This window comes from Enterococcus camelliae, from assembly GCF_042685105.1.
Lineage (GTDB): Bacteria > Bacillota > Bacilli > Lactobacillales > Enterococcaceae > Enterococcus_G > Enterococcus_G camelliae.
The window spans coordinates 22,852-47,959 of sequence record NZ_JBHUMO010000043.1; the positions used below are offsets into that span (position 1 = coordinate 22,852).

Annotated in this window: 24 protein-coding genes; 2 read left to right on the top strand and 22 right to left on the bottom strand. The window is 40.2% G+C overall.

All coding sequences use genetic code 11. The features are described from left to right. Nucleotides 1-5 precede the first annotated feature (5 nt). The 16 genes from hslU to ACFSR0_RS06715 all read right to left on the bottom strand — a co-directional run bounded on the left by hslU (nucleotide 6) and on the right by ACFSR0_RS06715 (nucleotide 15,927). A complete protein-coding gene (hslU, locus tag ACFSR0_RS06640; protein ID WP_379981130.1) occupies nucleotides 6-1,406 on the bottom strand; it encodes an ATP-dependent protease ATPase subunit HslU in 1,401 nt (466 codons plus the stop codon). Between the two features lies 1 nt (nucleotide 1,407). Further along, nucleotides 1,408-1,956 carry an ATP-dependent protease subunit HslV gene (gene hslV / locus ACFSR0_RS06645; RefSeq protein ID WP_379981254.1) on the bottom strand — a complete coding sequence of 183 codons (549 nt, stop codon included), beginning with the start codon at nucleotides 1,954-1,956 and terminating at the stop codon, nucleotides 1,408-1,410. Nucleotides 1,957-1,968: 12 nt separating this feature from the next. Continuing rightward, a complete protein-coding gene (gene xerC / locus ACFSR0_RS06650; RefSeq protein WP_379981132.1) occupies nucleotides 1,969-2,910 on the bottom strand; it encodes a tyrosine recombinase XerC in 942 nt (313 codons plus the stop codon). Between the two features lie 287 nt (nucleotides 2,911-3,197). Continuing rightward, the gene (locus tag ACFSR0_RS06655) at nucleotides 3,198-4,625 is read right to left on the bottom strand and encodes a flotillin family protein (protein WP_379981134.1); all 1,428 of its coding nucleotides are present in this window, start codon (nucleotides 4,623-4,625) and stop codon (nucleotides 3,198-3,200) included. Nucleotides 4,626-4,639: 14 nt separating this feature from the next. Next, complete coding sequence (locus ACFSR0_RS06660) at nucleotides 4,640-5,044, bottom strand: NfeD family protein (protein ID WP_379981136.1); 405 nt, start codon at nucleotides 5,042-5,044, stop codon at nucleotides 4,640-4,642. Nucleotides 5,045-5,277: 233 nt separating this feature from the next. Next, nucleotides 5,278-6,582: a methylenetetrahydrofolate--tRNA-(uracil(54)-C(5))-methyltransferase (FADH(2)-oxidizing) TrmFO gene (gene trmFO, locus ACFSR0_RS06665; protein ID WP_379981138.1), complete on the bottom strand. Its 1,305-nt coding sequence runs from the start codon at nucleotides 6,580-6,582 to the stop codon at nucleotides 5,278-5,280. Between the two features lie 19 nt (nucleotides 6,583-6,601). Next, entirely contained in the window at nucleotides 6,602-8,680 is a 2,079-nt protein-coding gene (topA, locus tag ACFSR0_RS06670) for a type I DNA topoisomerase (RefSeq protein ID WP_379981140.1), read from the bottom strand. Between the two features lie 129 nt (nucleotides 8,681-8,809). Then, nucleotides 8,810-9,700 carry a DNA-processing protein DprA gene (gene dprA, locus ACFSR0_RS06675; RefSeq protein ID WP_379981142.1) on the bottom strand — a complete coding sequence of 297 codons (891 nt, stop codon included), beginning with the start codon at nucleotides 9,698-9,700 and terminating at the stop codon, nucleotides 8,810-8,812. 55 nt (nucleotides 9,701-9,755) lie between these two features. After that, entirely contained in the window at nucleotides 9,756-10,520 is a 765-nt protein-coding gene (locus ACFSR0_RS06680) for a ribonuclease HII (protein WP_379981256.1), read from the bottom strand. Further along, nucleotides 10,504-11,376 carry a ribosome biogenesis GTPase YlqF gene (ylqF, locus tag ACFSR0_RS06685; protein ID WP_379981144.1) on the bottom strand — a complete coding sequence of 291 codons (873 nt, stop codon included), beginning with the start codon at nucleotides 11,374-11,376 and terminating at the stop codon, nucleotides 10,504-10,506. Before ylqF ends, ACFSR0_RS06680 begins: the two co-directional genes overlap by 17 nt. A 12-nt stretch (nucleotides 11,377-11,388) precedes the next feature. Further along, nucleotides 11,389-11,940 (bottom strand): signal peptidase I, encoded by a 552-nt coding sequence (lepB, locus tag ACFSR0_RS06690; RefSeq protein ID WP_379981146.1) that lies wholly within the window; start codon nucleotides 11,938-11,940, stop codon nucleotides 11,389-11,391. Between the two features lie 19 nt (nucleotides 11,941-11,959). Further along, nucleotides 11,960-13,387, bottom strand: coding sequence for a S41 family peptidase (locus ACFSR0_RS06695; RefSeq protein WP_379981148.1), 1,428 nt, complete (start codon nucleotides 13,385-13,387; stop codon nucleotides 11,960-11,962). Between the two features lie 227 nt (nucleotides 13,388-13,614). Further along, nucleotides 13,615-13,839 (bottom strand): YozE family protein, encoded by a 225-nt coding sequence (locus ACFSR0_RS06700; RefSeq protein ID WP_379981150.1) that lies wholly within the window; start codon nucleotides 13,837-13,839, stop codon nucleotides 13,615-13,617. Continuing rightward, nucleotides 13,832-14,347 (bottom strand): peptide-methionine (S)-S-oxide reductase MsrA, encoded by a 516-nt coding sequence (gene msrA, locus ACFSR0_RS06705; protein ID WP_379981152.1) that lies wholly within the window; start codon nucleotides 14,345-14,347, stop codon nucleotides 13,832-13,834. Before msrA ends, ACFSR0_RS06700 begins: the two co-directional genes overlap by 8 nt. Before the next feature lie 11 nt (nucleotides 14,348-14,358). Then, complete coding sequence (locus ACFSR0_RS06710; protein WP_379981154.1) at nucleotides 14,359-15,027, bottom strand: YpmS family protein; 669 nt, start codon at nucleotides 15,025-15,027, stop codon at nucleotides 14,359-14,361. A 3-nt stretch (nucleotides 15,028-15,030) separates the two neighbouring features. Next, complete coding sequence (locus ACFSR0_RS06715; protein WP_379981156.1) at nucleotides 15,031-15,927, bottom strand: SGNH/GDSL hydrolase family protein; 897 nt, start codon at nucleotides 15,925-15,927, stop codon at nucleotides 15,031-15,033. A gap of 314 nt (nucleotides 15,928-16,241) precedes the next feature. Here ACFSR0_RS06715 and ACFSR0_RS06720 point away from each other — a divergent pair, with 314 nt between their 5' ends. Then, nucleotides 16,242-17,525, top strand: a complete 1,284-nt coding sequence (locus ACFSR0_RS06720; RefSeq protein WP_379981158.1) for an ISL3 family transposase — start codon at nucleotides 16,242-16,244, stop codon at nucleotides 17,523-17,525. Between the two features lie 121 nt (nucleotides 17,526-17,646). Here the strand turns inward: ACFSR0_RS06720 and ACFSR0_RS06725 are convergent, their stop codons facing one another. Next, nucleotides 17,647-18,492: a DegV family protein gene (locus tag ACFSR0_RS06725; RefSeq protein WP_379981160.1), complete on the bottom strand. Its 846-nt coding sequence runs from the start codon at nucleotides 18,490-18,492 to the stop codon at nucleotides 17,647-17,649. A 133-nt stretch (nucleotides 18,493-18,625) separates the two neighbouring features. Here ACFSR0_RS06725 and trhA point away from each other — a divergent pair, with 133 nt between their 5' ends. Continuing rightward, entirely contained in the window at nucleotides 18,626-19,279 is a 654-nt protein-coding gene (gene trhA, locus ACFSR0_RS06730; RefSeq protein WP_379981162.1) for a PAQR family membrane homeostasis protein TrhA, read from the top strand. Between the two features lie 49 nt (nucleotides 19,280-19,328). On the opposite strand, the gene ACFSR0_RS06735 is transcribed toward trhA, so the two are convergent. The 5 genes from ACFSR0_RS06735 to ACFSR0_RS06755 form a co-directional block, all read right to left on the bottom strand. Beyond that, nucleotides 19,329-19,826, bottom strand: a complete 498-nt coding sequence (locus ACFSR0_RS06735; protein ID WP_379981164.1) for a dihydrofolate reductase — start codon at nucleotides 19,824-19,826, stop codon at nucleotides 19,329-19,331. A 15-nt stretch (nucleotides 19,827-19,841) separates the two neighbouring features. Further along, nucleotides 19,842-20,789: a thymidylate synthase gene (locus ACFSR0_RS06740; RefSeq protein WP_379981166.1), complete on the bottom strand. Its 948-nt coding sequence runs from the start codon at nucleotides 20,787-20,789 to the stop codon at nucleotides 19,842-19,844. Between the two features lie 21 nt (nucleotides 20,790-20,810). Next, nucleotides 20,811-22,694 (bottom strand): ABC-F family ATP-binding cassette domain-containing protein, encoded by a 1,884-nt coding sequence (locus tag ACFSR0_RS06745; RefSeq protein ID WP_379981168.1) that lies wholly within the window; start codon nucleotides 22,692-22,694, stop codon nucleotides 20,811-20,813. A 78-nt stretch (nucleotides 22,695-22,772) separates the two neighbouring features. Then, nucleotides 22,773-24,797 (bottom strand): cation:proton antiporter, encoded by a 2,025-nt coding sequence (locus ACFSR0_RS06750; RefSeq protein ID WP_379981170.1) that lies wholly within the window; start codon nucleotides 24,795-24,797, stop codon nucleotides 22,773-22,775. A 4-nt stretch (nucleotides 24,798-24,801) separates the two neighbouring features. After that, the gene (locus ACFSR0_RS06755) at nucleotides 24,802-25,095 is read right to left on the bottom strand and encodes a hypothetical protein (protein ID WP_379981172.1); all 294 of its coding nucleotides are present in this window, start codon (nucleotides 25,093-25,095) and stop codon (nucleotides 24,802-24,804) included. Between the last annotated feature and the right edge of the window lie 13 nt (nucleotides 25,096-25,108).

Here is a 25,108-nt window from a genome sequence, read left to right on the forward strand (position 1 = left end):
CCTCCTTATAAGATATAGCGACTTAAATCTTCATCTTGCGCAATATCATTCAATTTTTCATTCACATACGCCTCAGTAATCGTAATCTCGGCCATTTGCATATCGGAAGCTTCAAATAATAAGTCTTCTAAAAGTTTTTCTAAAATAGTATGCAACCGTCTTGCGCCAATGTTATCCGTTTCCTGATTCACTTGGTAAGCAATTTGTGCAATCCGTTCAATTGCTTCTTGCGTGAAAATAACGGTAACATGTTCCGTATCTAGCAGCGCAATATATTGTTTGACGAGCGCGTTATTGGGTTCCGTTAAAATTTTGACAAAATCCTCCGCAGTCAAATCATCTAGTTCTACGCGAATTGGAAAACGTCCTTGTAATTCAGGGATAAGATCGCTTGGCTTCGACAAATGAAACGCACCTGAAGCGATAAATAAAATATGATCTGTTTGGAGAGAACCGTATTTGGTATTAACTTGTGATCCTTCCACAATTGGTAAAATGTCTCGTTGAACACCTTCTCTTGAGACTTCACCCGAGTTGCTTTGAGATTTTGACGTAATTTTATCAATTTCATCAATAAAAATGATGCCACTTGATTCAGTCAACTTCAATGCGGCACTATGAATATCCGCATCATTGACCAATTTCGAAGATTCTTCTTGAATTAGCAATTCACGGGCTTCTTTCACCGTAAGTGTGCGTTCAATTTTTTTCTTTGGTTTTAATGCCCCCAGTGTTTCATTTAAATCGATACCCATTTGTTCCAAACCATTATTCATTGGGGCTGCTTGTGTTTTTGGTTCATCAATTTTGATGGTGACTTCTCGATTGTCCAATACGCCACGTTCGAGCTGTTCAAAAATAGCTTGGCGATTCGAACGAATTTCATCTGTCAATTCTTCTTTGGGCTCTTCGACAGGTTGATTGGCTGTATTAAAAATGTTCATCATCTGTTCGTAAGGATTATTGCTTTGTTTTTGTTCTTTTTTAATGCCTGGAACAAGTGCTTTTACCAAGCGACGATTGGCCTTTTTCTCTGCTTGTTGGTAAACGTTGCTGTATTGTTCTTTTCGGACAATTTGGATGGCGTTTTCGACTAAATCTCGAACCATTGATTCGACATCACGGCCAACATAGCCTACTTCCGTAAATTTTGTTGCTTCGACTTTAATAAAAGGCGCAGATACAATTTTTGCCAAACGACGAGCAATTTCTGTTTTTCCCACTCCAGTTGGCCCAATCATTAAAATATTTTTTGGGGTAACCTCATGCTGCATCTTTTCATCTAATTGCAAACGACGGTACCGATTACGCAACGCCACGGCTACCGATTTTTTGGCCTTTTGTTGACCAATAATATAGGCATCTAACTCTTCAACAATTTCTTTTGGTGTTTTTTCTTGATTCATCTTAAAACTCCTCAACAATAATATTATGATTGGTAAAAACGCAAATATCAGCGGCGATGTTTAAGGCATTTTCAGCAATTTCTTTGGCACTAAGCGCATCAGATCCGTAAGCCTTCATCGCTCTCGCAGCGGATAACGCATAATTACCACCTGATCCGATTGCTAAAATACCATCGTCCGGTGCAATCACCTCACCTGTTCCAGAAACAAGTAGCATTTCTTTTTCATTCATAACGATTAACATCGCTTCCAATTTTTGCATTGACTGTTGCGTACGCCATTCTTGCGCTAATTCGACAGCCGCTCTGGTTAAATTACCATTGTATTCATTTAGTTTTCCTTCAAATTTTTCTTCTAATGTAAATGCATCAGCAACACTGCCAGCAAATCCTACCACCACTTGATTGTTGTAAATGCGACGGACTTTTCTAGCCGTTCCTTTCATGACAATTTGTTCGCCCATTGTCACCTGACCGTCCCCAGCCATCGCGAATTTACCATCTTTTTCGACGGCACAGATTGTAGTTGAATGAAACATTGATTTCATGATTGTCCTCCTCTTTCATGCTCTTGGATGAAATTTTCGATAATTTTTTTGTAACGATTCCTTGGTTACATGGGCATAAATTTGCGTTGTAGAGAGATTGGCATGCCCAAGTAATTCTTGAACGGTTCGCATATCCGCACCATTGTTTAGCAAATGCGTCGCAAAGGTATGCCGCAATTTATGAGGGTGAATGTCACTGTCCAACTGACTTTTCTTTAGCAATTGGTCTAGAATATATTCGATGCCAGTTGGTGTTAAAGGCGCACCTAAATGATTGAGAAACAAAGCATCATATTCCTTTTGCGCAGTCGCAAGCAACACATTTCGACCATCTTGAAGATACCGAATCATTGCTTGTTTGGTATGTTGGTTAAACGGGACAATTCTTTCTTTTTTGCCTTTCCCATAAACCAAAAGAATTTGATGTTCCCAATCAATCGAAGACAAAGTTATCGCGGCACACTCACTTACCCGCAGCCCACATCCATAAAGAATCTCCAGTAAAGCCAGATTTCTTTGATCAAGAGGCGCATCCCCTTGAACACTATCAAACAATAATTGCAATTCGTCTTCATAAAAAAAGCGTGGCAATTTTTGATTTTTTTTCTTCAAATGAACATAAGCAAATGGATTCTCACTGATGATTGTCCGCTTTAATAAGAACTGATAAAACGAGCGTAAACTTGCTATTTTTCGACTAATACTATTGCGGCTATAGTTCTGATCGTTTAAAAAGCTTAAATAGATTCGAACATCGCGGTAATCAATCGTTAAAAAATCACGGCTACCAGATTGTTCTAAAAAGTCTAGAAATTGAAAAAAATCCTCTGCATATGCCGCTTGCGTTTTTTCAGAATAGCCTCTTTCAACAATTAGATACTGTGAAAATTCATCAAACCACTGAATCGACAATGGACTATTTGATTGTAGTTGCTCATTTGACGGTTCTTTTTTCATTCTCACTCATCCACTTTACTTGTTATTCTTTCTAACATCGATTTGATAGCTATCCGATTGCTTAGAATGTAGCATATGGTTTCAGAAAAAACAAATAAATTGTCAGAATTTAATAAATTGTTCACCATTTGGTTACAATTTAGAAAAATGTCTAAGAATTACATGAAAAAAAACTCATAATAAAACAGCTTGGAATTCATACTGATATGCTCCCCCTATAAAGGACTGTTATATTTCAGTGTCCTATATAGAGGGAGCATATCATTGCCAAACTGTTTTTATTTTGCTTATTCGTCTACTTCGTTCGGTGCTGCTTGTTTTGAGTCAGCATGATGTTCTTTAATTGCTTCAACTAACTCTTTGTTGCCTTTGTTAACAGCCATCGAGTCATTGATTAGCGTCACTAGGTCCAAACCGGTTGTTTCTTTAATTGTTTCAAAGGTTCTAGCCAAACCTGCTTGACCCATTTCATGAACACCATCACCATTTCCAAAACTAACAATTTTATCAATGTTACTAATTGGTGCATTCACTTCTTTGGCAATAGCTGGTAATACCTTAATAAATTCGATTAACACCCCAGCTTCATTGAGTTTTTGCAAAGCAACTGCCATTTTTTCTTGACTTTCCGCTTCAGCAAGCCCGATTTTGACGATTTTTTCTGATTCGGCTTCCCCAATTTTGGCTATTCTTTCTGACTCTGCTTGAGCAGCTAACCGAACTTTTTCAGCATCCGCCTCTGCTCGGGCAATTTCACGAGCTTTGTCCGCTAAAGCTTGTTGTTCAACAACATATTTGTCGGCTTCGGCTTTCTTTCTTAATGTCGCTGTCAATTCCTTTTCGGTTAATTCAGCTTGCTTGGATTGAATTTCAATATTTTTGTCTTGTTCAATCAAGTTTACTTTCATTTTTTCAACCACAGCAATTTGTTCTGCTTTGGCATCGGCTACTTCACGTTCTTGTTTGTATTGCGCTTCTTTTAATGCCATGTCTTTATTTGCTTCCGCAATCTCTGTTCGACGTCGAATTTCTTCTTGTTGCGCCAACTGCTCATTTGCAGCTTGTTTAATTCGCGTTTCTCTAAGCGCGTTAGACTCAGCAACTTCTGCATTCTTCTTAACTTCTGCAATTTGGGGACGGCCCAAAGCTTCTAGGTACCCATTAGGATCACTAACATCCTTGATGGTAAACGAAACGATTTCCAAGCCCATTTTACGCAAGTCCGTTGAAGCAACTTCTTGCACTTGTTCTGCAAAGTCATCACGGTTTTTGTAGATAGCCTCCACAGTCATCGTTCCCAATATTGCTCGTAAATGGCCTTCTAAGACTTCTTGTGCTTCATCTTCTAGCTCAGCGGTTGATTTTCCGAGATACTGTTCAGCAGCTGTTTTAATGGCTTCCACACTATTTCCAATTTTTACCAAAACAGTTGCACTGGCTTTAATTGGAACACCTTGTTCGGTATAAACCTCTGGTGTCCCAATTTCCAACTTGTGCGTTAATAAACTCAATGTGTGTGCTTTTTGCACGATTGGAATAACAAATGTCCCGCTATTTTTTAAAATCTTAATACCATCTTTTCCTAAAAATGACCCCGTCACAATCAGTGCTTCATCGGGCTTTCCAATCCGATAACGAATCATTAAAAAAATCACAATTGCTAAAACAAACAAAACTATCCAAAAAATAGGACTACCTACTAAATCAAATACCATTCTCTTTCATCTCCTTATAAATGATTGGCTTTCACAACTAACGCCACGCCTCGATCATCAAAATCAATAATTAAAACTTTGGTACCGACTGGTAAAATTTGCTGGCTTCGTTGATCCTCATCCCGATAGAAACGTGCTGGATAAACACTTGAGGCACCTCCGCTACCTATTTCACGAACTTCTCCAAATGAATGTCCACTAATTTTTTCCGTTAACTCCCCAATAACAAAATCTGTTTGTTTTTCAACATTTGATTTGTTTTTGTCCGTCAGCCGATTGTAAAGGTACATCAATGGTGCCAACAATAACGAAAATAGAAAATAGCAAAGAATTAGTGCAGTCAAAATTAGAATGATGTACGCGCCATATCTTGCCGAATCTGTTAACTGGTTAAGCGAATTCATGACTTGCTCGATCATCGTCCATCCCTATCCTTTCTATGAATTCATCATATCGTACAGGTGGTTAACTGACAAGGGTTATCTAAAAAATCCATCTTAAGACCTAGAAAATACAACGAAACGGTTGGCAACCAAAAAATTCATGAGTAACCATCCCCTCCAAATAGTGCAAACAACTCTTTTTAGTCGTGCAACCTATTTTCGCATGATGATTACTCATGAATGTAGTTCCTATAATTTAAACCAGGCAGCTACTCTACGCCGGTGGTTACTTTTTCTAGTGAATCCAAAGCCCTTGTTGCCAATGCTTCGTAACGGCTCTTTTTGTCACGAATGCGTTCCGGCAATTCGGGGAACAAACCAAAATTGGCATTCATTGGTTGAAAATGTTTGCCAGATGCATGTGTAATATAATACGCCATTGAGCCAATTGCAGTTTCTTGTGGGAAAATGATTGGTTCCAATCCTTTTGCCAATCGTGCGGCATTAAGCCCTGCTACTAATCCACTGGCTGCACTCTCCACATAGCCTTCCACACCTGTCATTTGACCAGCGAAAAATAAATCATCGCGTAAGCGTGATTGATACGTCTGTTGCAATAACTCAGGTGAATTCATAAAGCTATTTCGATGCATCACACCATAACGAACAATTTCCGCCTGTTCCAATCCAGGAATCATTTGAAAAACACGCTTTTGTTCGCCCCATTTTAAGTGAGTTTGAAAGCCAACGATATTGTAAAGCGAAGCGACCGCATTGTCTTGACGCAATTGGATAACGGCATACGGTCTTTTCCCTGTTTTAGGATCTTCTAACCCTACTGGTTTCATCGGGCCAAATAGCATCGTCTTTGGCCCCCGGTTGGCCATTACTTCGATGGGCATGCACCCTTCAAAATATTTTTCTTGTTCAAACTCTTTTAAAGGAGCTACTTCGGCTTGAATCAAGGCTTCACGAAAGGCCTCGAACTCTTCTTTGGTCATTGGACAGTTCAGATAGGCTGCTTCCCCTTTGTCATATCTGGACTTTAGGTATACCTTATCCATATCAATTGAATTTTTATCAATAATTGGTGCAGCAGCATCATAAAAATAAAAACCGTCTGAGCCATTAAACGACCGAATCGCCTGTGCCAATGGAGCGGATGTTAACGGTCCTGTGGCAATAATAGTCAAGCCTTCCGGTATGGACGTGATTTCCTCACTAATCACCGTCACAAGTGGATGCTCCTTCACACGTTTGGTTATAAGTTCTGAAAAAGAGTCGCGATCAACTGCCAATGCTCCGCCGGCGGGTACCGCTGTTTGATCCGCTGAAGTAATCACGACTGAATTTAAGCGTCGCATTTCTTCCTTTAATACACCAACGGCATTAGCCAAGCTGTTTCCTCGCAGGGAATTGGAACAAACGAGCTCTGCAAAATTCCCCGTATGATGGGCTTCAGTTGATTTGATTGGCCGCATTTCGTATAGATGTACAGGCACGCCCGCTTGAGCAACTTGCCAAGCTGCTTCACTTCCTGCAAGCCCTGCACCAATAACATTTACAAATTCCATAGAAAATTCCTTTCATCGCCTATTTTTGGACTGCTTCTTCATAATCGCCTTCAGGACAGATGACCTGTTTGCCACCTTTGACTTTTTTCTCAACTAAGTAATGCTCACATTTCGGGCAACTACGTCCAACTGGTTTATCCCAAGAGGTAAATTCGCACGTTGGATAATTACTACAACCATAAAAAATACGATTTTTCTTTGATTTACGTTCGATTACTTGGCCTTGATGACAGACCGGACATTCCACACCAATTTCTTTGACAATTGGCTTTGTGTTGCGACATTCGGGAAAATTACTACATGCATAAAACTTACCATATTTTCCAAGCTTGATAACCATTGGATGACCACAGAGCTCACAATCAAACCCAGCTGGTTCATCCTTAATCTGAATCTTTTCGATACCTTCTTCCGCTTTCGTTAGCTCTGTTTCAAATGGTCGATAGAAACGGTCTACAACGGTTACCCATTGCTCTTTCCCTTCTTCCACACTATCCAAATCTTTCTCCATTTCGGCAGTGAAATGACTATCCACAATTTTCGGGAAAAATTCTTCAATTAAGCTATTCACAATTTCACCGAGTTCGGTTGGCTCAAAGCGTTTTTGCGCCAATTTCACATAATATCTTCGTTGAATTGTATCAAGCGTTGGCGCATAGGTTGAAGGGCGTCCAACTCCATTTTCTTCCAAGGTTCGAATAAGTGTTGCTTCACTATAACGTGCGGGTGGTTGCGTAAAATGCTGTTTAGGCTCAATGTCAACGGATTGAACCACATCTCCTACAACTAACTCTGGTAAGATATTCTCTTTGTCCTCTTTGCCATCATCTCGTCCCTCAACATACACTTTCATAAACCCTTGGAATTTTATTTTTGAACCATTGGCGATAAAGGTCACCCCATTTTGTACGAGCGTTACTTTCATCGTATCCAAAATAGCTGGTTTCATTTGACTAGCCACAAATCGCGACCAAATCAACCGATACAGTTTCAATTGGTCTTTATCTAGATAGTTTTCCATTTCTTCAGGTGTCCGAAGAACGCTTGACGGACGAATGGCTTCATGCGCATCTTGAGCTCCTTGAACATTTTTTACTGCTTTATTCGAATGGGCGGCAAATTCCTTGCCATAAGTCTCATCGATAAAGGTAGCAGCTTCCTGTTTGGCTGAGTCAGCAATTCGTTTTGAATCGGTACGCATGTAGGTAATCAATCCGACTGTTCCTTGTTTGCCAAGGGAAATCCCTTCATACAACTGTTGCGCAACCATCATGGTTTTTCTTGTACGGAAATTTAACTTGCGAGCCGCTTCTTGTTGCAAGCTACTCGTTGTGAATGGTTCTGCAGGGTTGCGTTTGCGCTCTTGTTTTTCCACTTTTGTTACATCATAATCTTTGGACGTAATCTTTTGGGTGACTTCTTTGACATCAGCTGCGGTACTTAATTTGCGTTTTTTGCCATCGATTCCCCAAAAATTGGCTTTAAATTTTTTCTTTTCCTTTTTAAAATTACCATCAATACTCCAATATTCTTCCGGTTGAAAACGGCGAATATCGTTTTCTCGATCAATAATCATTTTTAAAGCAACCGATTGTACCCGGCCAGCGCTTAAGCCCTTTTTCACTTTTTTCCATAAAATGGGACTAATTGAATACCCGACAAGGCGATCTAAGATACGACGAGCTTGTTGGGCATCGACTAAATCCAAATCAATGGAACGTGGTTCTTTAAATGCGGCTTTGACTGCATCTTTGGTAATTTCATTAAACACTACCCGGTTTTTATCATTGAGATTTAACCCCAATAAGAAAGCCAGATGCCACGCAATAGCTTCCCCTTCTCTATCCGGGTCACTCGCAAGATACACTTTCTGAGCTTTTTTAGCTGCACTGCGTAAATTCTTGATGATGTCCCCTTTTCCTCGAATGGAAATATAATGTGGTTCATAGTTGTGCTCAACGTCAATCCCCATTTTACTTTTTGGTAAATCGCGGATATGTCCCACACTTGCGACAACTTTGTAATTTCTTCCAAGATATTTCTCAATCGTTTTGGCTTTAGCGGGTGATTCAACAATAACTAAGTATTTATAGGCCATAAAAAAATGGCTCCTTCCTAAAAAATTTCTACTATATAATGGACCACTTACTCATAGCGATAAATCGTAGCCTATCATATCTATTAGAAATCTGTTTGTCAAGAATAGCGCCATTGTTTTTATTTTCTCTTACTCATTTCCCCGAAAAAAATGAACCTCGTCCAACACCATTTTACTGTCAGTTGTACAACTTGCACCATCCATGATTAATTGGTGACAGCCCTGCGATTGCCTAGATAAAATGTCGCCTGGGACAGCAAAAACATCTTTTCCAAACTCCATCGCCAATTGAGCCGTAATCAAAGCGCCACTTTTTTCTTTGGCTTCGATGACCACCACTCCATCTGATAATCCTGCGATAATACGATTACGCATGGGAAAATGATGCCTGCGCGGGGGTGTACCCAGCGGATACTCCGTGATAACCAAATGATGGTGCTTCATTTCGGAGAAGGTAGGAAAAGACTCACGAGGGTAGCAGCAATCCAAGCCAGTCCCAATCACTCCAATTGTATGCCCACCGCTTACAATCGTTGCTCGGTGGCTCCATTGATCGACGCCTTTAGCCAGACCACTAACAATGACAACATTTGCATCAACTAACGGTGGCAATAATTCATGAATAACCGCCTTTGCATAAGGTGTCGCTTCACGAGCACCAACAAACCCAATTAGACGTGTGTGATTCAGTAAAGCTAGTTGTCCTTCATAAAACAATACTTGTGGTGGATAGGCTATTTGCTTTAATTGACTGGGATATGCCTCATCTAAAAGGGTAATAAATTTTTGCTTATGAGCCTGTTCCTCTACCCAATCGTCGGTTAACTTTAGCCAATTTTTCTGAAACTGAACCTTTGTTTTTGTTAATTGGGATATTTGACATAATTCATGAACCGTAAACTCGGTTGTCCCCAACTCTTGTGATACTTGCAAAATTCGCTGCTTGCCAACCAGACCAATCCCCTCACATAACGCCAATTTCAGTAATAATTTTCGTTCTAGCGAAACCTTCTGTTGCATAAAAAGACTCCCTTTCACCTAGTTATTCATAAATAACTACGTAAAAAGGAGGGGGTTAGCAATATTTTTTTACTGGTGCAAAACTTTTTCTATGAATAGGTGTGATACCCTTTGATGCTAGAGCAGCTAGATGCTTCGCGGTTCCATAACCTGCATTGTGTTCAAAATCATAGCCCGGATATTCTTGTGCATATGCGGTCATCATGCGGTCCCGCGTGACTTTTGCAATAATACTTGCGGCCGCAATTGAATTCGACCGCGCATCACCTTTAATCAATTTTTCTTGCGGGAGATTTACTGGTAGAACCATCGCATCGATTAATAAATAATCAGCCGGCACCGCCAGTTTTTGGACGGCCTCTATCATTGCTAATTTACTGGCTTCATAAATATTCACTTCATCAATGATTTGGGGTGAAATCACACCTATACCAATGGCAATTGCTTGCTCTTCAATCGCGACAAACAGCGCTTCTCTTTGTGCTTCACTTAGTTGCTTTGAATCATTTAGCCCTAAAAGCAGAGCATCTGCTGGTAAAACCACGGCAGCAGCCACAACAGGACCTGCCAACGGTCCACGTCCGACCTCGTCAATTCCAGCAATGGCGCGCGCTCCTTGGGCACGTGCCAGTTGTTCAAATTCAGACATTCTCGCAAATTGGTCGCGTAGTACCTGTTTTTTGTGCTGTGCTTTTTCATATTGCTGTACCAACTTTTGGACACCTTTGCGTTCATCTGCAGCGAATTTAGCCAATTCTGCTTCAGAAACCATTGGATTGCTTTGAAAAAAATGGCGAATCTCTTCAATGGACTGTCTCATGATTCGACTCACTTTCCAGATCTTCTACCCGATCCAAGGTAAATCGACCAAGCTTGCCTTGACGAATTTCTAACAACAGACGCTCGCTTGCTCGTTCATAATCTTCACGAAATCCCATTTTTTTGGTTAAATCCATCAGTAAATCTGGCGCTGTCAGCTGTTCATCCGTTGATGACAGACCATACCTTTGACTGATTCTCCCAGGATAGAACGTGGCGAAAAACTCAAGACCATAAAGGGCAATATCATCCAGATGCAATAACTGATCCTTAATTGCTCCAGTGAGGGCGAGTTTTTTCCCGATTTCTTGATCTTCAAATTTCGGCCACAGAATCCCCGGTGTATCTAAAAGCTCCAACTCATTACCGACCCTTAGCCACTGCTGGCCTTTTGTCACTCCGGGTTTGTTGCCAGTTTGGGCAATTTTTTTCCCAACCAATCGATTCATGATGGTCGATTTTCCGACATTCGGAATACCCAACACCATCGCGCGAATGGCTCGAGGTTGGATTCCTCGCTCCCGATCACGAGCTCGTTTTTCCTGTAACGTATGCTTGGCTTTGGCTAAAATTGCCTTCGTTGTATTCGCTTCTTTTGCATTGCATGCAAGAGCAGGGTATCCCAATGATTCAAAATAATTGATCCATTTTTTTGTCTGTCCTTCATCTGCTAAATCAGCCTTATTTAATAAAATGATTCGTGGCTTATGTTGAACAATCTGATCCAACATTGGATTGCGCGAAGATAGTGGTAGACGTGCATCCACCAATTCAAAAACCAGATCAACAAATTTTATTTTTTCGCCTACTTCTCTCCTGGCCTTGGCCATATGCCCAGGAAACCATTGAATTGCCATTGCTTTTCCTCCCTATTCATGCACCCATTGAATATTCCTGATTGGGTAATAAACAAACACAGCTTTCCCGATAATTTCATCGGCCGATACTGCACCAAACGAACGACTGTCCTTTGAGATACGGCGGTTATCACCCATCACAAAGTAACTGTCCTTCCCCAATTTTTTGACATCCAAAAGTTCCTTTATAGAAAAATTATTTGTATAAGAATTTTTATCATGTATTTTTGTTCGATTTTCAATGAGAAATGGTTCATTCACCCGCGACCCATTGATAAATAATTGGTCATTGACATACTCAATTGACTCACCAGGTAAACCAATGACCCGCTTAATATACGTATTCCCATCAGGCAATCGAAACACCACAATATCAAAACGACGGATATTCGTAACTTTTTCCACTACCACCCAATCATTTTTGTTGAGTGTTGATTGCATTGATTTTCCTTCCACCTGAATCGGAATCAACAAGAAGCCTCTGACCACGATTGCGATTGCAAAAGCTAAAAGTGCATACTTCACATAAAGCCAAAATGTATCAAATTTGAATGATTTTTTCATGGTCAGCTTTCCCTTCTTGCTATTTTTTTAGTAAATCAATTGCTTTTTTCATCATTTGATCGGAAGTCTTTAACTGTTCAGCGGCAGCCTGCGAAATTGCCTCTGCGGTTTTCTTATCCACCATACCGGTCACTGAGAGATGGTGTTTTTGTTGGAAATCCTTGACTGCATTTTGTGTTGCTACCGTATAGATGGTGCCAGGTGTTTGATAACCCAAGCCCTCAAGGTACGTATTTAAACTTTTCACTCCCGTCGATTCTAAGCCCAATTGCATTTGCGTATCAGTGGGTATCGGTGTCGCATAGACAAACGCTGGGTAATCCACTTCGTATGATGGCGTGATGCCTTTTTCATGAATCCATTCTTTCTTCGGCGTTAGCCATTTTTTAATGGTTAATTTGACTTCACTGCCATCTTGGTATTGACTAACGGTTTGAACCGTCCCTTTACCAAAGGTTTTCGTCCCCACTAAAGGAATAGCCGCCGATTCTTTCACTGCTCCCGCAAAAATTTCAGAAGCTGAAGCACTTCCTTTGTCAACCAAAACGACTGTTGGCTCAGTGACTTTAACCCCTTGATCCAATTCATGTGAGGCCACAACTTTTTCGATTGCCCCAGTACGATCTTCTAATTGCAAAATAGTTTTTTGGTCAGCCAAAAACATGCTAGCCATTTTTTCAACTTGATCAAGCAGTCCTCCTGGGTTTTGTCTCAAATCAATTACAAAAGATGTTGCACCTTCTTTTCGAAGGGCCTCTATCGCCTTTTGGAAGTCACTTGCTGTTTTCTCTGCAAAGGTGCTGACGACAATTTTACCAACGGTTGGGCTGTCTTTCTCTGTGGAATAAGTTACAGTGGTCATTGGAATCGTATCGCGTGTCAGCGTAACAGAGTATTGCTCTGTTCCCCTCTGCAAGACCAACGCCACATCTGTACCTTTTTTGCCACGAATGCTTGAAACCACTTCAGTTAAAGATTTTCCAGAAGTCGACTTGCCATCCACCGAAAGGATAAAATCACCTGCCCGCAAACCACCCTTTTCTGCAGGACTTTCCTTAATTGGGGCCTGCGAAATCTGTGGCAACCCATCGACGATGGTCAAGGTGGCGCCAATTCCTTCAAAACTATCCGCTAACGACTGGGACAAATCTTCTGCATCCGATTTTTCAAGATACGTGGTGTATGGATCACCCAATGCAGCCGTCATTCCTTTTAATGCGCCATCAATCAATTTGGTCGAGTCCACTTTTTGATAATACTGAGTCTGCAACAGCTGATAAAGCGCATGTACCTTGCCTAATTCATCTTGTTTTTCAGATGTTTCAATTGTTGCTTGGAATCTTTTTTGCTCTTGACTAGATGTATAAGCATACATGAAACCACAAGACAGGGTTGCCGTAGCCACGATCGATACCAAGAACGTCTTATAAGAAACAGTCCTAACCATAAAACAAGTAACCTTCTCCCCAAACAATTTCATTTTTCTTTTCTATACTACCATGCTCAAAACAAAAGCAAAAGGGGCTTCACACAAGTCTGCCTGCCAATGGCAAAATCAACAGACGACGCAGCCCACTTTTTGCTATCAAGTTAAAAAACTAGATGTTCGTCCGACAAACAAGTTCCTTTGTCGACTTCGATTCACTTTCACTGACCGAATTGGATTTTCTTTGATTACTTTTGATTATTCTCCACATACTTCTCCCATGCCTGGTCAAAGATTGCCATCGTAGACAGATAATCTGTATTCATTTCAAGATAACTAGAAAGCTCATGATAGTCCTCACTTTGCTTTGGAAATTGGTGATCCTGCGCGATGTGATGGGCAAAAACTTGCAACTCATCCTGAACGTCATTTCCCCGTAAAGTCAAAAGATAATGATAAAAACTTCTAGTCATTGCCCCATGTTTCCTTTAAATAGTCTGCACGCAAGGCATGGTTACGTGCAAAGTTTTCGGGATGTTTTTTATAGTAGTCTTGATGGTACATTTCCGCTGGATAAAAGGGTTGAGCTGGTTCAATCGTTGTGACGATTGGTTGGCTGTAACGACCACTTTCAGCTAATTCTTGCTTACTTTTTTCAGCCACTTTTTTTTGCTCATCATTGAGGTAAAAAATAACAGGACGATAATTATCCCCACGATCTTGAAATTGCCCGAAAGCATCAGTTGGATCGGTTTGTTGCCAATAAATGGTTACCAACTCTTGATAGCTGATAATGGTTGGATCAAAGAGTATCTCTACGGCCTCAGTATGGCCTGTGGTATGTGAACAAACTTGTTCATAGGTTGGGTTTGGTACGTGTCCTCCAGTGTATCCAGAAACAACAGAGTAGATGCCTGGGTGTTCATCAAATGGTTGAACCATACACCAAAAACATCCTCCTGCAAAAATTGCGCGTTCCATCTTCATTCCTCCTATTTTTCTTTCGATGCAGGTAAGTATAAACTTGCTTTGATTTCATCGTCAACTAAATCAATCTTTTCGGCTTTAATAAACAAGCCATTCTGCATTCGAAATTGATCCAAGCGAATGAGCACCGTGCCCTCTGAAGGTTTTACTTCAACCCAGGAAGGCAATTTATAGCTTCGCTTCACGACTTTCATCACTTCTTTAATTGGTACCCCTAACGTACCAATGGATAAGCTTTTGGCTTTTAACTGTACGTTGCCATTCTCCATGACATATGGATCAAAATACAAGTAAAAATTGACCGGCATCCCCAAAATTTTAAACTCCCCATTCAACAGCGCTTGATTTTCTAAGGTGAAGGTATAGTCTAATCCCGATTTTTCTTTGTATTCTTGAAGATAAAAAGCCATTAATTCGTTGACTTGCTTCTTAGTACTGGTAATATTTACTACCGGATTGCCATCTCGCTCAACCAATTTGGCAGAATTGGTCGTTAGCACTTCTCTTGGCTCAAAGATTCGCTGAATGATTACTGTTCCTGATCCAAGCACAATGCCCAACAGCACAAGAAAAGCAACCATCCATCCATTGACCTTTTTTGGAAAAAAAGACCGTTCTCCTTTTGGTGACTTCTTTTCAGTAGAATTTTGATTTGTTCTTGTTTGTCTATCCATTTGCTACTCCTTTATTAACCAGTGTGATTTGGTTGCAATGAGCTCGTTTCTCACGGCTTTTGCCATAATTTGATACCCTATTGAATTTGGATGAAATTTATCTCCCTCATAAAGAGCATTGTTTTCAATCGAATTACTCGTTGCAGCACTGCTCGACGATTGGGAATCACTCGTCGTACTTTTGGTAACTCCTACTTGACTATTCAAGCCTTTGTACAATAAATCATTTATCGGAATAAAATACATGTTTTTCTGTTCTTTTACCACTTGCTCGGTCGCATCATTCCAGTTATCAACAACGGTTTGTAACGCTGTAATTTCGGAAAAATTTAGGTAAAAAGGATTGTAAATTCCCAAAACATAAATAGGAGCCGTTGGGTTTAACTCTCTGAGACGTGCCAAAAGTGCCTCAGAGTTTTTTTGATAGGCCGTTTCTGACTTTTCAATTTTTTTAACGGAAAGAGAGAGAAAATTCTTTTCAATCACCTTCAATAAATCATTTCCCCCAAAAGTAGCGGTTAAAAAATCGGCTTGGCTAATTTCCTTTTGTAAAGACGTGTTTTGGTTAATACGCTTCAAAATTTGATCGCTGCGCTCTCCAGCTACCCCTTCATTTTGTGCATGAACAGCTTTCAATTGGTAGTTGTCCTTAATCTTATCGGCTACCAACGAAACAAAGCCCCCTTGCTTCGTTTCATCGCCGACCCCTTGAGTGAGTGAATCCCCAATTGCAACGTAGTGAATCGTCTTTTTTTGATTCGTTGCCTTGGTCTGTTTGCTCACTGTTTGCTCGAGTCTCCCTGATTCTTTGGGAATCATCCAACTCGTTAAAAAGAAGGAGACACCCGTTATCACTAGAAAAAAAAGAACCCAGCTTAGTATTGCCTTTTGTTTCGACATCATTTTCACCTCTGCTTCTCTTACCTTAACAAAAATTGCTTTGATTGCAACCAATAGCTCCGAATTTCAAGAATCTTTTACAAAAAGTAAATGGCTAACGAAACAAGGAGTTTATTCGATGGTTTTTGAGGCATTCAAAGTACTTATTTTCGAAAAAAAGTGTATACAAGTATACACTTTCCTGGCTCTATAATTTATAGGACTGATAGAAAAAATTCTATCGGTCCTATTTTCTTCTTAAAAAACATAGAAGACATACAATATTTCCGTTAGAATAGAATCACCTTAACACTATCTAGAAAGGAAAATTTTGTATGTCTACATCTGATTCTATCAAACAAATCCTTGGAGTGAAAGATAAAAATATTGAAATTTTAAGCTGTCAGGAGGGCTTCTACAAGGGGAAAAAAGTGATTCTTGCGGAAGCTGCCCTTATTCGTACGTTTCATCGTTGTCCTTTGTGCAAAGTATCTAGTGAAGCTCTTGTTCGTAATGGCAAGAAAGTCTCGATGATTCTTTTAAATCGCTGCGCCAATAAACAAACGTATTTGCGTTTGAAGAAGCAACGCTATCATTGTCGCGCTTGTCACAAGTATTTCACAGCGCAGACGTATTTGGTGAATCGTCATTGTTTTATCTCGAAGCAGGTGCATTATCATGTACTTGAGGAATTAACCAAGAACCAATCCATGAAAAATATTGCGAACCATTGTCACATATCCGTGACGACGGTGCAACGCACCTTATCATCGCTCGCGTTTGAGACGAAGATAAGGAAAAGTTGGTTGCCGAAATGCTTATTATTCGATGAATTTCGCTCGTTGACAACCCATCATGGAACGTTTTCCTTTTCTTGTATGGATGGAATAACTGGGAAGCTATTTGATATACTCCCTAGTCGTCAAAAGAAAGATTTAGTCGCTTATTTTATGCGCTTTGATCGTAAAGCGCGGGAGAAAGTGCGCTATATTGTGACAGATATGAACGCTCCTTATTTCTCGTTAATGAAGGAATGTTTTCCAAACGCCAAAGCGATCGTTGATCGCTTTCACATTGTCCAACACTTGAACAAAGGCTTTAATCAGGTGCGTATTCGGGTGATGAAACAACTGAATACAAAAGATAAAAAACAAGCCAAATACTATCGGCAATTAAAATCTTTGTACAAATTACTTTTAAAACCAGCAGACAAGTTGGATTTCATGACCTTCAAAAAACGTCGAAATTTCAATTGGAGCTATTTAACAGAAACAGAAGTGGTTGATCGTCTACTTGCTATTTCTCCTGAATTGAAGGCCGCTTACAGCTATTATCAAGAACTCCTGTCCGCTTATCGCGACAAGGACAGTGAGCAGTTCTTTCAACTGCTTCACTCTCAGCTCAAAGAGCTGCCCAAAGAACTACAGCAGGTTAAAAAAGCGTTCTTTACCTATGAAAGCGGGATTCGTCTCGCTTTTACCCAGCCTTATTCCAACGATCGCTTAGAGAACCTACATACGCACATCAAAACGTTAAAACGAGTCGCATATGGCTTCCGTGATTTCTCCAATATGCGTACGCGAATTTTCTTGCTTAATGGTCTCATTACCTACAAATAAAAAAACACCGGAAAAAGAGTTTCCTCCCCTCTTCCGATGTTCATTGGTGAACCTATCAGTCCGATTTGACAAAGAGCCTCCTTCTATCTTAATCATTGATAGCTGATACAAATCAGTGAGCTTATTCGCCACTATAGTACATAACCGCAAAGGCACCTTCACCAGTATGAGTTGCGATAATTGGTGTTGTTTGCAGCAATGGAATATGCATAGTAGGAAATAGTTTTTTTAGTTCATCTCGGAATTTGACCACTTGTTCATACCCACCTGCATAGGAAATCCCAATTTGCTTCACATTAGGAACATGCTTTAATTCTTCTTTCAACTCTTCAAACCATTTATTAAACGTTTTTGCGCCACGGCCTTTAATCACAGGAACTAGCTCAGAGTTTCGGAACTCCATCACTACTCGTATATTTAATAAATTAGATAAAATCCCTGTCGCTCGACTGATTCGACCACCCTTAACTAGATTTTCTAGCGTGGATAGCCCGATAAACAAACGCGTATGCTTTAACACATTTTCCATTTCGGCATACACTTCTTCTAATGTTTTGCCTTCTTTCGCTAACTCAGCGGCACGAATAACTGGAAAAGATAAGCCTTGATCCGTCATGTCAGTTTCAACGACGGTCACCTTACTTTTAGAAAGGTTGCTTGCCTGTCTTGCTGCTTCAACCGTCCCACTCAATCCTTTGGTCATATGAATGGATAAGATTTCACTGCCGTCTGCACCTAATTCGTCGTACAGTTCAACAAATTTTCCTATCGGTGGCTGACTGGTTTTTGGCAATTCCTTGGCAGCTTTCATCATGCTCATAAATTTTTCACCCGACAATTGATCGTCATCAATGTAGAGGACACCATCAATCATGACTGACAAAGGAACAACATGAATTTCCAATTCATCTCGCGTTGTTTTTTCCATCGTACAAGATGAATCAGTTACAATTTTAACTTTTCGCATCTAAGTTCACTCTCTCTTTAAAAAAAGCCCATTTTCGTGTACACTACAGATAGGCGCTATATAAAGTTAGTATAACAGACAACTACTGTTTTTTCACCTTTTTTCTTACAAGCAATGTAGAGGATGATTTTTTATGCAAACACCGAAATTTACACGAACGTATCTGATTGTTAATGAAGTTCTAAACGCGTGTACCCACGGGATTGGTCTTGGACTAAGTATCGCTGGACTCGTCATTTTACTCGTTAAGGGGGCACATCTCCATTCTCCTATGCATGTCGTTTCTTATGCATTATATGGTTCCATGATGATTTTACTTTTTCTCTTCTCAACTCTCTTTCATAGTTTGATTTTTACCAAAGCAAAAAAAGTCTTTCAAGTATTTGACCATGCATCAATCTATTTACTAATAGCTGGTAGCTATACGCCCTATTGTTTGCTCAGTATCGGTGGTTGGCAAGGTTGGACTTTGTTTTCGGTCATTTGGGTCATGGCGATTATTGGGATAACCTACAAATCGCTCACTTTGCACAAACAACAATCGGTCTCAAAAGTTTCAACGGCCATCTACGTTATTATGGGTTGGCTTTGCTTGCTAACTGCCCCCCAATTAATTCATTCGCTTGGATTATCAGGAACATTGCTATTGTTTTTCGGTGGTGTTTCCTATACGCTTGGTGCAGTTATTTACAGCATAAAGAATGTGCGCTTTATGCATGTTGTCTGGCACCTTTTTGTGATGCTAGGAGCTGGCTTAATCTATTTTTCAATTCTATTTTTTACGTAACAATCCAAAAGGACAGCTATTTCTCTGCGAGAGTAGCTGTCCTTTTCGTTTAGTTACGATGATAAAACTCAAAGCGATGTGGATAAAGATTCGCTTCATCCACGACTCCGGGAATGATTTTGGTACATGTCCATTCATTCCAGTCAATTTGCTCTTCTGGAAAATAAACATCCCCTTCAAAACTCGCTTCAATCACTGTACGGTATAAAGCAGTGCATTCACTAAGCAAGCTTGCAAATACACCCGCACCACCAATTAAAAACACTGGATCATCGGTAGTTGTGACATAATCTAAAAGTTCTTGCCGACTGTGCATCACGCGTACATTCTCAGGAGCTTGGTAAGAGGTGTCACTTGTTAAGACAATGGAGGTTCTTTTCGGTAACGTTTTCCGTCCCATTCCTTCAAAGGTTTTTCTTCCCATCACAATCGCATGATTCAACGTTTGTTCTTTAAAAAATTTCAAATCATTCGGTAAATGCCACGGCAAAGTCCCGTGATTCCCGATTAATCCCTTCTCATCTTGTGCCCATAGCGCGATAAGCATCTACTATCTTCCTTCCTACACCGCAATCGGTGCTTTAATTGCTGGGTGTGGCTGATATCCTTCAAGGGTGATATCTTCCACTTCAAAATCAAAAATTGACTGCTTGTCAGGATTTAATTGTAACGTGGGTGCTGACCGAACCTCACGAGTTAATTGCTCCCTCATTTGTTCGAAATGATTCGTATACAAATGCGCATCACCTAAAGTATGAACAAATTCACCAACTTGGAGATTTGTCTCATGTGCAATCAAGTGTGTTAATAAGGCATAACTGGCAATATTGAAGGGAACACCTAAGAATACATCGGCACTCCGTTGATACAATTGACAACTTAATTTTCCGTCAAACACATAGAATTGGAACATCGTATGACAAGGAGGTAAGGCCATAGTGGGTACGTCCTCGGGATTCCATGCAGAAACAATCAGGCGTCTTGAATCAGGGTTTTGCTTAATTTGCTGAATAACTTCCTTTAATTGATCAATAAATCCACCTTGAACCGTATTCCAATGGCGCCATTGGTACCCATAAATATGACCCAAATCGCCAAATTCTTTTGCAAATACGTCATCTTGAATAATGCGTTCACAAAAATGAGCCAACTCTTGTTGATACACTTCATTAAAGGGTTCATCTTCCAAGCTACGACGTCCAAAATCCGTCATATCCGGTCCATGATAGGAGTCACTTTTGACATATTTCTCAAAAGCCCATTCATCCCAAATATGATTCTTGTGCTCCAATAAGTAACGAATATTGGTATCCCCTTTGATAAACCACAGGAGTTCACTTTTTATCAGTCCAAATGGCACCCGTTTGGTTGTCAACAGTGGAAACCCTTGTCCTAGATCAAAACGCATTTGGTGACCAAAAATACTTTTTGTACCGGTACCCGTGCGATCTGATTTCAAATTTCCCTCTGCCAATAGTTTGCGTCCTAGCGCTAAATATGCTTCTTCCATGATTGCCCTCCTTTAGTCTGTCTAAACATAGTCACTTAAATATTCCCAACGTGCATATTTTTGGTCAAGTTGTTCAGTCGTTTGATCAATGCTCGTTTGAATGCTCTGCAATTTTGTAAAATCAGAACCTTGATGAAGCATCTCTTCCTTTAAGCGTTCAATCTGCTCTTCCAATTGGGCAATTTCTTCCTCAATGGTTTCCCATTCTTTTTGTTCTAAATAGGTCAATTTTTTCTTTTGCGAAGTCGCCTCTTCCCGAGGAGCTTCTTTGATAGCAACCGGTGTTTCTTCCTGTTGCCCCTTTTTTTCAATCGTCAAATAATCACGAATTGAACCAAAATATGAATCAATTTGCGCATTTCCTTTAAATATCAATAATTTTTCCGCCACTTTATCAAGGAAGTAACGGTCATGAGAAACCGTGATAATGGCCCCAGGAAATGTACTTAGGTAATCCTCTAATACAGTTAAGGTATCAATATCTAAATCATTGGTTGGTTCATCCAATAATAGCACATTGGGCTGTTCAATCAACAATCGTAAGAGATACAAACGACGTCGTTCCCCACCTGATAACTTGCCAATCTTCGTCCCATGTGTCGATCGAGGGAACAAAAATTGTTCCAATAGTTCGGTAACACTAATAGACGTACCATCGACCCGACGAACTTCTTCTGCAATTTCCTGCAAATAGGCAATCATGCGCTTCTCTGGATCCATTTGCCCACCTTGTTGTTGGTAGTAGGCAAGTCTGACCGTCTCACCAATCTCAACAACACCGGCTTGCGGTGCAATTGCCCCGCTCATAATTGAAAGCAAGGTTGATTTTCCAGCCCCGTTTTCACCCGTAATTCCCAAACGTTCATGCGTTTGAACCAATAGAGAAAAATCTTTCACAATAGCTTTCTTTTCATACGAGAAGGTCACATCTTTTAATTCAATGACCTTTTTTCCTAAACGCTTGGTTTCCAAATCAATCGCAATGGCTTCCTTCGATTGGACTTGGTGTAGCTGATCCTCTAATTTTTCAAAGCGTTGAATCCGAGCTTGTTGTTTCGTGGAACGCGCTTTGGCACCCGCTCTCATCCATGCTAATTCTTGTTTGTATAATTGCATACGCTTGGTTTCTTGATCCTGTGCGATGCGATCTCGTTCTGCTCGTTGGGCCACGTAAGATTCATAATTCCCCTGATATTCCATCAGTTGGCCATTGCTCAGCTCAAACATGCGATTTGCCACACGATCTAGAAAATACCGATCATGTGTCACCATCATCAATGCCCCTTTATATTGAGACAAATAGCCTTCCAACCAAGTAATTGCATCATAATCCAAATGGTTGGTGGGTTCGTCTAAAAGCAACAAATCAGGCTCATCAATTAACACTTGAGCCAATCCCAGACGTTTTTTTTGCCCACCGGATAATTCGGAAACGGTTTGTTGCAACTCTCGCAACCCCAATTGATGAAGAATGCTCTTTGCATTTGTATCAGCCAACCACGCGTCCTTTTCATTCATGGCTTGTTCGGCAAGCGTGTATGCCTTTTGCACACTTAGATTTTCACCCGCTTCACTCAATGCCAACAAGGCCTTTTCATAAGAGCGAACCGTTTTAACTAAGTCACTATCTCCATGAAAAACTGCATCTAACACGGTTAATGAAGGATCCAGCTCCGTTTCTTGAGCCAAAAAGCCAATGCGATAATCCTTAGGTACAAAGATTGTTTGACGATCTCCATCACCTGAATCCAATCCAGCTAGCACCCGCAATAAACTAGATTTTCCTGTTCCATTAACACCAATTAATCCAATCCGATCCTTTTCGTGAATCAAAAATGAAAGCTGCTGAAAAAGCGTCTTTTCGCCAAATGTTTTATTTAAATTGTTTACTTTTAATTCCTTCAAAGAGTCCCCTCCCTATCTTGGCTATTTTAACACACAAAAAAAACCGTTTCACTACCTAAGTGATAGTGAAACGATTTTTTACGAATTTTGTAGCTGTCTCAAAGCATATGATTCAAGTAAATTTACCTTTTGTCGGTATTCATTTGCTGCAAACATTGACACTCTCTCAGCCACTTCATATTCATCAATGATTTTCCGTTCCAAATAATACCCACGCAAAATTTCTTTGGCATAGGCTGGTTCTTGTTGAACCATAAAGGAAAAAGGTAAGTCCACATGATGAATTTGTTTTTTCATATCTTCTCGTCTGCGCGCAAAATATTGCACAATCGTCGGATCATACAAATCTTCCAACGTCGTCAAACTTTGCTGAACCAGAATATTGTTTTGTAAAAACACATTTTGAACATCTCGAACATCTCGGCGAATAATCGTCACCCGATTATCTACGCGCGTACTTTGCCAAAAACGCTTCGGGTGCATCGTAATTCGTAACATTCTACGCCAAAAAAGTAACCAAAAACTAATAAATGAAAAAATTTGCCGACGAACGGACGTCTCGTAACGCTTTAAAAAGCGAGTATACAAACGATACCCATTCATCGAAATTTCCCCTTTACGATACGATTCATCAAGCCCATCTTGCTCAATTGATAGAATCAACGATTGAATTTCTTGCACTTCTTGTTGTTCCGATTCCGTCATGGACTCTGTATAAAATTCCCAGACTCTGGAATGGTAATGATCAATTACTGCTTCAATCGCAATTTCTTCTTGCTCAGACATGCTTTGCGTTTCAATATCTAAATACAAATTTTCGATTACCTCGTTTAAAATCGCCACTTCCGTTCGATCAATTGGTTTTTCGGCCTCTCCTTCTGACAGGAACGGCAAAGCAATCATGCCTCCAACCAAACTCACCATAATAACACAAGCAGTCAAAAACAATAGTAGTGGGCGCTGACTAAATTCTGCACCGTTTATCGTAACTGGTAAAATAAAAATGGCTGCCAAACTGACGGTTCCCTTAACGCCACCGAAAGTTAAAATCAAAATTTCATTAAACGCTTTGGGTAACTTTTTAAATCCCTTTGAAACACCAAAAAATAACGAAATACCAACTAACCGTATCAAAAATAGAATGACGGCAATCGCCAAAATCGTGAAGACTAAATGCATATTTGCATATTCTTGTCCCAACCAAATTGGTGAAAAAACAACCGAAAGTTCAATCCCTAAGAATAAGAAAACCAATGAATTCAAGGTAAAACTAATGGTCTTCCAAGTACTTTCTGAGACATTCGCCAATTCCGCATCAAATAACGTAACCTTACGATACCCCATGGACTGCAAAATCCCAGCGACCACCGCAGCAATAATCCCAGAACAATGAAAAACTTCAGCCAATAAATAGGCAACAAAGGGCAATAATAATTCTATTAATAAGTAGACAATCACATCTTGAGCAGAAGCCCGTTCAATAATACTGATGACCTTTTTTTTCACCCATACGACCACAAAACCAGCCAAGGCACCACCAATACTTGATATAACGAGACTGACTGATGCATTCAATAAAGAAAAGGACCCCGTAATCAGCGCAGCAACAGCAAACTGAAAGGCTGTAACGCCCGATGCATCGTTTAGCAGGCCTTCCCCTTCCAAAATATGCAGCACACGCGGTGGAATTTTGAGGCGTTTAGCAAGCGAACCGACCGCTACAGCATCTGTCGGTCCCAACGCTGCTCCAAAAGCAAAACAAGCTGCCAACGGAATGGAAGGAATCAACGCTTTTAAAGCAAAGCCCACACCAACGAGGGTCGCAATGACTAAACCAAAAGCTAGAAATAGAATCATGGAAAAATTCTTAAGAATTGCAGGGACATCCGCTGCTTCCCCTTCGCGGAAAAGCAGTGGCGCAATGATCATAATTAGAAAAATTTCAGGTTGAAATGAGATGAGCTTCGCAAATTCCGTCATCCCGAGGATTACACCCAAAACAATTTGGGCGATAAAAATTGGTATTGTAGGTACTACCTTACTAAACACATTTGAGAAAGTAATGGCTATGGCAATAATAACCAATAGCTCAATGATTTCCATTGCATCATCTCCGACTCTCTTTTTGTTTCACTTCATTCAACAATTTGAAAAAAGCCTCTTTCTTCTCTAATACTCTTTTCTCAACCTCAGCCAACTCTTGGGTATGAGCAGGATCTAACTCAAGTTGACACCGTTTGGTTTCCAAACGTAAGATGTCATGTTTGAGACTTTCGGTTTTACGAAAAGTTAGTGGATAGCGCTTTTTCAAACATTCTTTGATGACTTTTCGTTCTTCTAAAGATAAGTTGCCATATTGCTCATGAAGCATTTTCAGCTTCAATTCGAATTCTGTCGTCATTTTTCATTTGCTC

What these genes read in the sequence shown, in the direction of transcription:
- hslU (WP_379981130.1), bottom strand. Translation starts at nt 1,406, where the DNA reads ATGAATCAAGAAAAAACACCAAAAGAAATTGTTGAAGAGTTAGATGCC.
- xerC (WP_379981132.1), bottom strand. Translation starts at nt 2,910, where the DNA reads ATGAAAAAAGAACCGTCAAATGAGCAACTACAATCAAATAGTCCATTG.
- ACFSR0_RS06655 (WP_379981134.1), bottom strand. Translation starts at nt 4,625, where the DNA reads ATGGTATTTGATTTAGTAGGTAGTCCTATTTTTTGGATAGTTTTGTTT.
- ACFSR0_RS06660 (WP_379981136.1), bottom strand. Translation starts at nt 5,044, where the DNA reads ATGATCGAGCAAGTCATGAATTCGCTTAACCAGTTAACAGATTCGGCA.
- trmFO (WP_379981138.1), bottom strand. Translation starts at nt 6,582, where the DNA reads ATGGAATTTGTAAATGTTATTGGTGCAGGGCTTGCAGGAAGTGAAGCA.
- topA (WP_379981140.1), bottom strand. Translation starts at nt 8,680, where the DNA reads ATGGCCTATAAATACTTAGTTATTGTTGAATCACCCGCTAAAGCCAAA.
- dprA (WP_379981142.1), bottom strand. Translation starts at nt 9,700, where the DNA reads ATGCAACAGAAGGTTTCGCTAGAACGAAAATTATTACTGAAATTGGCG.
- ACFSR0_RS06680 (WP_379981256.1), bottom strand. Translation starts at nt 10,520, where the DNA reads ATGAGACAGTCCATTGAAGAGATTCGCCATTTTTTTCAAAGCAATCCA.
- ylqF (WP_379981144.1), bottom strand. Translation starts at nt 11,376, where the DNA reads ATGGCAATTCAATGGTTTCCTGGGCATATGGCCAAGGCCAGGAGAGAA.
- lepB (WP_379981146.1), bottom strand. Translation starts at nt 11,940, where the DNA reads ATGAAAAAATCATTCAAATTTGATACATTTTGGCTTTATGTGAAGTAT.
- ACFSR0_RS06695 (WP_379981148.1), bottom strand. Translation starts at nt 13,387, where the DNA reads ATGGTTAGGACTGTTTCTTATAAGACGTTCTTGGTATCGATCGTGGCT.
- ACFSR0_RS06700 (WP_379981150.1), bottom strand. Translation starts at nt 13,839, where the DNA reads ATGACTAGAAGTTTTTATCATTATCTTTTGACTTTACGGGGAAATGAC.
- msrA (WP_379981152.1), bottom strand. Translation starts at nt 14,347, where the DNA reads ATGGAACGCGCAATTTTTGCAGGAGGATGTTTTTGGTGTATGGTTCAA.
- ACFSR0_RS06710 (WP_379981154.1), bottom strand. Translation starts at nt 15,027, where the DNA reads ATGGATAGACAAACAAGAACAAATCAAAATTCTACTGAAAAGAAGTCA.
- ACFSR0_RS06715 (WP_379981156.1), bottom strand. Translation starts at nt 15,927, where the DNA reads ATGTCGAAACAAAAGGCAATACTAAGCTGGGTTCTTTTTTTTCTAGTG.
- ACFSR0_RS06720 (WP_379981158.1), top strand. Translation starts at nt 16,242, where the DNA reads ATGTCTACATCTGATTCTATCAAACAAATCCTTGGAGTGAAAGATAAA.
- ACFSR0_RS06725 (WP_379981160.1), bottom strand. Translation starts at nt 18,492, where the DNA reads ATGCGAAAAGTTAAAATTGTAACTGATTCATCTTGTACGATGGAAAAA.
- trhA (WP_379981162.1), top strand. Translation starts at nt 18,626, where the DNA reads ATGCAAACACCGAAATTTACACGAACGTATCTGATTGTTAATGAAGTT.
- ACFSR0_RS06735 (WP_379981164.1), bottom strand. Translation starts at nt 19,826, where the DNA reads ATGCTTATCGCGCTATGGGCACAAGATGAGAAGGGATTAATCGGGAAT.
- ACFSR0_RS06740 (WP_379981166.1), bottom strand. Translation starts at nt 20,789, where the DNA reads ATGGAAGAAGCATATTTAGCGCTAGGACGCAAACTATTGGCAGAGGGA.
- ACFSR0_RS06750 (WP_379981170.1), bottom strand. Translation starts at nt 24,797, where the DNA reads ATGGAAATCATTGAGCTATTGGTTATTATTGCCATAGCCATTACTTTC.
- ACFSR0_RS06755 (WP_379981172.1), bottom strand. Translation starts at nt 25,095, where the DNA reads ATGACGACAGAATTCGAATTGAAGCTGAAAATGCTTCATGAGCAATAT.